6 protein-coding genes are annotated in these 6675 nt (G+C 63.6%); all 6 read left to right on the top strand.

The annotated features are described in order from the left end of the window. A partial coding sequence (locus ENJ19_09360) for a UMP kinase (protein ID HHM05931.1) occupies nucleotides 1-544 on the top strand: 544 nt, incomplete at its 5' end. Then, the gene (locus ENJ19_09365; protein HHM05932.1) at nucleotides 541-1098 is read left to right on the top strand and encodes a ribosome recycling factor; all 558 of its coding nucleotides are present in this window, start codon (nucleotides 541-543) and stop codon (nucleotides 1096-1098) included. The genes ENJ19_09360 and ENJ19_09365, both read left to right, overlap by 4 nt. A gap of 63 nt (nucleotides 1099-1161) precedes the next feature. Next, nucleotides 1162-1932 carry an isoprenyl transferase gene (locus tag ENJ19_09370; protein HHM05933.1) on the top strand — a complete coding sequence of 257 codons (771 nt, stop codon included), beginning with the start codon at nucleotides 1162-1164 and terminating at the stop codon, nucleotides 1930-1932. A gap of 385 nt (nucleotides 1933-2317) precedes the next feature. Further along, complete coding sequence (locus ENJ19_09375; GenBank protein HHM05934.1) at nucleotides 2318-4207, top strand: 1-deoxy-D-xylulose-5-phosphate reductoisomerase; 1890 nt, start codon at nucleotides 2318-2320, stop codon at nucleotides 4205-4207. Further along, entirely contained in the window at nucleotides 4204-5571 is a 1368-nt protein-coding gene (gene rseP / locus ENJ19_09380; protein HHM05935.1) for an RIP metalloprotease RseP, read from the top strand. The genes ENJ19_09375 and rseP overlap by 4 nt, the downstream gene beginning before the upstream one ends. Next, nucleotides 5568-6675: outer membrane protein assembly factor BamA (gene bamA / locus ENJ19_09385; GenBank protein HHM05936.1), on the top strand; the 1108-nt coding region annotated here is incomplete at its 3' end. The genes rseP and bamA, both read left to right, overlap by 4 nt.

Below are 6675 nucleotides of genomic sequence, written 5' to 3' on the forward strand. Positions count from 1 at the left end.
GCTGGCGGCGGCGGGGATAGACCGGGTCACCGCCGATCAGATGGGTATGCTGGCCACGGTGGTGAATGCCCTGGCCCTGCAGGATGCCCTGGAAAAGCGCCACGTGCCCGCCCGGGTGATGTCTGCCATCAAGATCAACCAGATCTGCGAAGATTTCATCCGCCGGCGCGCCGTGCGCCACCTGGAAAAGGGACGGGTGGTGGTGTTCGCCGCCGGCACCGGCAACCCCTTTTTCACCACAGACTCGGCGGCCAGTCTGCGGGCTATAGAAATCAACGCCGATCTGTTGCTCAAGGGCACCAAAGTGGATGGCGTGTATACCGCCGATCCGTTCAAAGACCCCGGCGCCGAGCGCTACCGCCGCCTGACCTACGATGAGGCTTTGCGCCGCAATCTGGGGGTGATGGACGCCACCGCCATGGTCCTTTGCCGGGACTATGCCATGCCGTTGCGCGTTTTTGATATCACCCGCCCGGGCGGCCTGGCGCGTATCATCGCCGGAGAAGAGGTGGGTACCTTGGTGGAAAAGGGGGAAGTTTCATGATCGACGATATCAAGACGCAGGCGGAGAAACGCATGCAAAAGAGCGTCGCCGCGTTGAAGGATGAGCTGTCGAAAATCCGTACCGGCCGTGCGCACACCAGTTTGCTCGATCATATTACAGTGGAGTATTACGGCAACGAGGTGCCGCTGTCCCAGGCGGCCAATGTGGCCGTGGCCGACGCTCGCACCCTGACCGTTACCGCCTGGGACAAAAACATGGTGCCAGTGATCGAAAAAGCGATTTTGAACTCCGATCTGGGGCTCAATCCCGCCACCTCGGGAACCGTCATGCGCATTCCCCTGCCGCCCCTGACCGAGGAACGCCGCAAGGATCTCATCCGGGTGGTGCGGGGTGAAGGGGAAAGCGCGCGGGTGGCCGTGCGCAATATCCGCCGGGATGCCAACAATGAGCTGAAGAAACGGGTCAAAGACAAAAGCATATCCGAGGATGAGGAACGCCGTGGTCAGGACGAGGTGCAAAAGCTCACCGACCGTTATGTCGCTGATATCGATGCCCTGCTTGCGGCGAAAGAAAAGGAACTGATGGAGATCTAAGCCGCTGCTGCACGGTTGGGTTCCCACGGTGTTTGGTGGCAGGCAGCGGGTTTGTCAGGTTCAATGTCAAAAGCAAAAGAAATCGCCCTGATGTCTGGCAATGGCGTGCCGAGGCACGTAGCCATCATCATGGATGGCAACGGTCGCTGGGCCCGCAAGCGCATGATGCCGCGCATTGCCGGTCACCGTGCCGGCATGGAGGCGGTGCGGCAGGTGGTGCAGGCCTGTGGGGAAAAGGGCGTAGAGGTCTTGACGCTGTTTGCCTTCAGCAGCGAAAACTGGCGGCGGCCGCAAAAAGAAGTCACGTTGTTGATGGAATTGTTCTCCACCGCCCTTGAGCGGGAAAGCCGGCGCCTGCACGACAACAGGGTGCAGCTCAGGGTGATCGGTGATCGTGGTGGCCTGCCGGTGCGGCTGCAAAACGATATCGCCGACGCCGAGGCCCTGACGGCGGGCAACACCGGCCTTAAGCTGGTGGTGGCGGCCAATTACGGGGGGCGCTGGGACATTGCCAATGCTGCGCGCCGGCTGGGTGAACAGATTGCCCGGGGTGAGATGCGCCCGGAAGAAGTGACCGAAAACGAACTGGCGTCCCACACGGCGCTCTACGGCCTGCCCGAGCCGGATCTGTTCATACGCACCGGAGGCGAGCAGCGCATCAGCAATTTTCTGCTGTGGCAGCTGGCCTACAGTGAACTCTACTTCACTGACGTGCTGTGGCCGGATTTTGACAAGGCCGCCTTCGAAGAAGCGCTGCTTTCCTACGCCGGGCGCCAACGCCGGTTCGGCCGCACCGGGGAGCAAGTGGAGGCGGAGCAGGCCAAAGGTGCCTAGAAGCCAGTCGGGTTTGGGATGAAGCGGCTGAAGCAGCGGGGGCGCGGTCCGTATTGCCGCGATTTTTCGTCAACTGCCACTGACTGTGCGCCCCGGGTCCGCGACGCCCTGTTCCCGCTCTTCCGTTTCTTGGAACCATTCCCCCAAACCCGACGACGGGCTTCCCCGGCCGGCTTTGGCCAGGTGTCGCTGCTGTTGCCGGTTATTGATCGGCCGGATGCTCCGTTGGCGCATTTCAGGTCCTGGCGGTGGTGACGGTGGAGCTCAAGCGGCGTCTGCTGACCGCCGCCGTGCTTATTCCCTTGTTCGTCTGGGCGGTGCTTGCCTGGCCCGGTCCTTTGTTCGCGGCACTGATCGGGCTGGTGATCGTCGTTGGGGCCTGGGAATGGTCGCGCTTGATCGCCCTGCCCCCACCGGGGCGCGTCATCTTCACCGGCGCGGTCGGTGTGTGCCTGCTCCTGTTCTATCCCCTGGCGGGTACCACCCTGGCGGTGACGGTGAGCGCTGTGGTCAGCGTCTTGCTGTGGACAGTGCTGGCGGTCCGCATGGCCCGGCACCGGTGCCGGGCGCTTCCCGCCCAAGCCTGGAATCCGCTGGGCGGCGCCGCCCTGGGGGTGGCGGTTTTGGTGCCTGCGTGGTGGGCGGTGGTGAGCCTGCGGGCCCTGGGGGAACAGGGGCCCGCCTGGGTTCTGCTATTATTCACCCTCGTCTGGTGTGCCGACAGCGGGGCGTATTTTGCCGGCCGCCGTTTCGGCCGGCACAAGCTGGCGCCGGCGATCAGCCCCGGCAAATCCATCGAGGGTGTCGCTGGCGGGGTAGTGGCGGCGGCGCTGGCCGCGTTGATCGGGGGGGAGATGCTGGCCTGGAGCGGTGGTGCCTGGCTGGGCTTGGTGCTGCTCACCGTGGTGACGGCGGCCCTGTCCGTGGTGGGGGATCTCCTGGTGAGTGTGGGCAAGCGCCGGGCAGGAGTGAAAGACAGCGGACATTTTCTCCCCGGCCACGGTGGGGCCCTGGACCGCATCGACAGCATCACCGCGGCGGCACCGGTGTTCTATTTTGGTTTGAGCGTGATGGGAGCGCCCCATTGAAAAGACTGACCGTCTTGGGAGCAACCGGCTCCATCGGCGCCAGCACCCTGGATGTGGCGGCCCGTCACCCCGAGCGCTTTCGCATCTTTGCCTTAAGTGCCCACCGCGATGTGGCGGGGCTGCTGGCGCTGTGCCGGCGCTTTCAACCCGCCTTTGCCGCAATGGCCGACGAGGCCGCAGCCGCCCGCCTCCGACCGGCCTTGCGGGAGGCGGCGCCGACGGTGGAAGTGCTGGCGGGTGCGGAGGGGCTGGAGCAGATTGCCGCCCATCCCGATACCGACGTGGTTATGGCCGCCATCGTCGGCGCCGCGGGGCTGCGCCCCACCCTGGCGGCGGCGCGCTCGGGCAAGCGTATTCTGCTGGCCAACAAGGAAGCCCTGGTGATGGCCGGCCCCCTGTTCATGGACGCTGTGAACCGTTACGGTGCGCAGTTGCTGCCCGTGGACAGCGAACACAACGCCGTGTTCCAGTGCCTGCCCGCTGGCGTTGGGCACCAGTCTTTGGCCGCCGTGGGGGTGCGGCGCATTTTGCTCACCGCTTCCGGGGGGCCGTTTCGCACGGCGGCGGCCGCCGAGCTGCGCGAGGTGACACCGGAGCAGGCCTGTGCCCATCCCAACTGGGACATGGGCCGCAAGATCTCCGTGGATTCCGCGACCATGATGAACAAAGGCCTGGAAGTCATCGAAGCCTGCTACTTGTTCGGCCTGCCGCCGGCGCGGATCGAGGTGGTGGTGCATCCCCAGAGTGTGATCCACTCGCTGGTGGAATATGCCGACGGCTCGCTGCTGGCCCAGTTGGGCAGTCCGGACATGCGCACCCCCATCGCCCACGCCCTGGCGTGGCCGCAGCGCATTGACGCGGGGGTGCGTACCCTGGACTTGTTCGAGGTGGCCCGGCTGGAATTCGAGCCTCCGGACAGGCAGCGTTTTCCCTGTCTCCAGCTGGCTTATGAGGCGCTCCAGGCCGGTGGTGCCGCCCCGGCGGTGTTGAACGCCGCCAACGAAGTGGCGGTGCAGGCTTTCCTCGAACGCCGGATTTCCTTTACTGCCATCGCCGAGGTGGTGCGCGCGGTTTTGGCGACGGCGCCCACTTCCCCTGTGGACAGGCTTGAGGCCATTTTGACGGTGGATGCCGAAGCCCGGTGCCGGGCGGAGGCCGCCGTGGCCCGGTCGGGGGCGGCATCGTGAGTGGCGTTTTGTCCTCTGTATTTTATTTTGTCATCGCCCTGGGGCTGTTGATCACCTTCCATGAATACGGCCATTACTGGATGGCGCGGCGCATGGGTGTCAAGGTGTTGCGCTTTTCCATCGGTTTCGGCAAGCCCCTGTGGTCGGTGCGCAAGGGGCCGGACCAGACTGAATATGCGCTGGCCGCCATTCCTTTGGGGGGCTATGTGCGCATGCTCGACGAACGGGAGGGGGAGGTGGCGCCGCAGGAACGCCACCGGGCTTTCAATAATCAGTCCCTGGGGGCGCGTGCCGCCATCGTGACGGCGGGGCCGCTGGCCAATTTTTTGTTCGCCATCGTGGCCTATTGGCTGATCTTTGTGCTGGGGGTCACCGGCCTGAAACCGGTGGTGGGCGAGGTGGCGCCCGGCAGTCCCGCTGAGGCTGCGGGCTTTGAATACGGGGAAACCATTGTCGCCGTGGGTGACGAGCCCACACCCACCTGGCGCCATGTGGCCCTGGCCATTATCAACAGCACCCTGGACCAGCACGCCGTGGCGGTCACGGTCGAGAGTGTGACGGGGCAACAGCGACTGCGGCGCCTCGATATTTCCAGCGTGGCGGCGCAACTGGAGCGGGGCAATCTGATGGAACTTATCGGCTTTACCCCCGCGGAGCCGAAGCTGCCGCCGGTGATTGGCACGGTGGAGGCGGGCGGCGCTGCTGCCGCCGCCGGCTTGCGGCCGGGGGATCGTATTCTCAGTGTCGACGGTCAGCCCGTGGAAGACTGGGAGGCGTGGGTGATATACGTCCGCGCTCACCCTGCCGCAACCATGATGGTGACGCTGCGGCGCGCCGGCAGCGAGGTGGAACTGCCGCTGACGCCGGCCACGAGACATGACGAGGACGGTGGCGACTACGGCTTTATCGGGGCCGGTGTGGAAGTGAGTGAGGCCTTTGTCCAGCGCTGGCAGACGGAGCTGAAATACCCGCCCACCACGGCCTTGGGCGCGGCCCTTCAGAAAACCTGGGACATTTCCGTGCTCACGGTGCGCATGTTATGGGGCATGGTGGCGGGCCAGGTGTCCATGTCCAACATCAGTGGACCCATCAGCATCGCCAAGTATGCCGGCAGTTCCGCCGACGCGGGCCTGGTGTCCTTTTTGACTTTTCTCGCCGTTGTCAGCATCAGCCTGGGGGTGTTGAACCTCTTGCCTATTCCGGTGCTGGACGGCGGCCATCTGCTTTTTTTCGCCATTGAGTTCATCAAAGGCAGCCCCTTGACCGAGGCGGCCCAGGCTGCGGGGCAGCAGTTGGGGATGGTGCTGTTGATGATGTTGATGGTGGTGGCGTTTTACAACGATATAGTGGGAATTTTTGCTTGAACTCTTCCAAGCGGCGCGTGAACGGGGTTTGGGCCGCGTGCCTGGTGCTGGCCTGTGTGCTGTTGTCCAGACCGGCGCTTGCCTTTACCGATTTCGTCATCGGGGACATCAAGGTGGAGGGCCTGACACGGATAGAAATCGGCACGGTCTTCAATTATTTGCCTCTCGCGGTGGGGGAGACCCTGACTGAAAAACGCGCTGCGGAAGCGGTGCGTGCCCTGTTTAAAACGGGTTTCTTTTCCGATGTGGAGCTGGCCCGGGAAGGGAAAGTGCTGATCGTCAAGGTTGCGGAACGGCCGTCCATCGCCAAGGTGGAGTTTGAAGGGAACAAGGATATCGGCGATGACGAGTTGCGTGATGCCTTGAAGCGTATCGGCCTGGCCGAGGGTCAGGTGTTCAATCATTCCGTTTTGGAGCAAACGGAACTGGAGTTGGAGCGGCAGTATTTCGCCCGGGGCAAGTACGGCATCCGCATCAGTTCGCAAGTCAAACCGCTGGAGCGAAACCGCGTAGAGGTGCTGCTGAAAATCAATGAGGGCAAGGTGGCCAAGATCCGTGGCATCAGCATCATCGGCAATCATGCCTTTGACGATGAAACCCTGCTGGATGTGTTTCAACTGACACCACCCACCCTGGGCGCTTTGTTTTCCGGCAACGATCAGTACTCCAGGCAAAAGCTGGCCGGGGATTTGGAAGCCTTGCGCTCCTACTATCTCGACCGGGGCTATGTGGATTTCAGCATCGATTCCACCCAGGTCGCCATCACCCCCGACAAGCAGGGGGTGTATATCACTGTGAATATCAGCGAGGGTGACGTGTACACGGTGGCGGCGGTGCGCCTCGCCGGTGAAATGGTGGTGCCCCAGGCAGAGCTGGAAGCGCTGATCGGTGTCATGCCCGGCGAAGTGTTTTCCCGCCGGCGTGTGACGGACAGTGTGGATGCCATCAGCACCCGGCTGGGCAATGAGGGCTACGCCTTCGCCAACATCAACCCCGTTCCCGAGCTCGATCGCGCGGCCCGCACCGTGACGCTCACGTTTTTTGTGGATCCGGGCAAGCGGGTATACGTGCGGCGGGTCAACGTCAGTGGCAATTCCCGCACCC

Source organism: Gammaproteobacteria bacterium (assembly GCA_011375345.1).
Lineage (GTDB): Bacteria > Pseudomonadota > Gammaproteobacteria > DRLM01 > DRLM01 > DRLM01.

Coding starts and splice junctions, on each gene's coding strand:
- ENJ19_09365 (HHM05932.1), top strand. CDS start 541: ATGATCGACGATATCAAGACGCAGGCGGAGAAACGCATGCAAAAGAGC.
- ENJ19_09370 (HHM05933.1), top strand. CDS start 1,162: ATGTCAAAAGCAAAAGAAATCGCCCTGATGTCTGGCAATGGCGTGCCG.
- ENJ19_09375 (HHM05934.1), top strand. CDS start 2,318: ATGGTCGCGCTTGATCGCCCTGCCCCCACCGGGGCGCGTCATCTTCAC.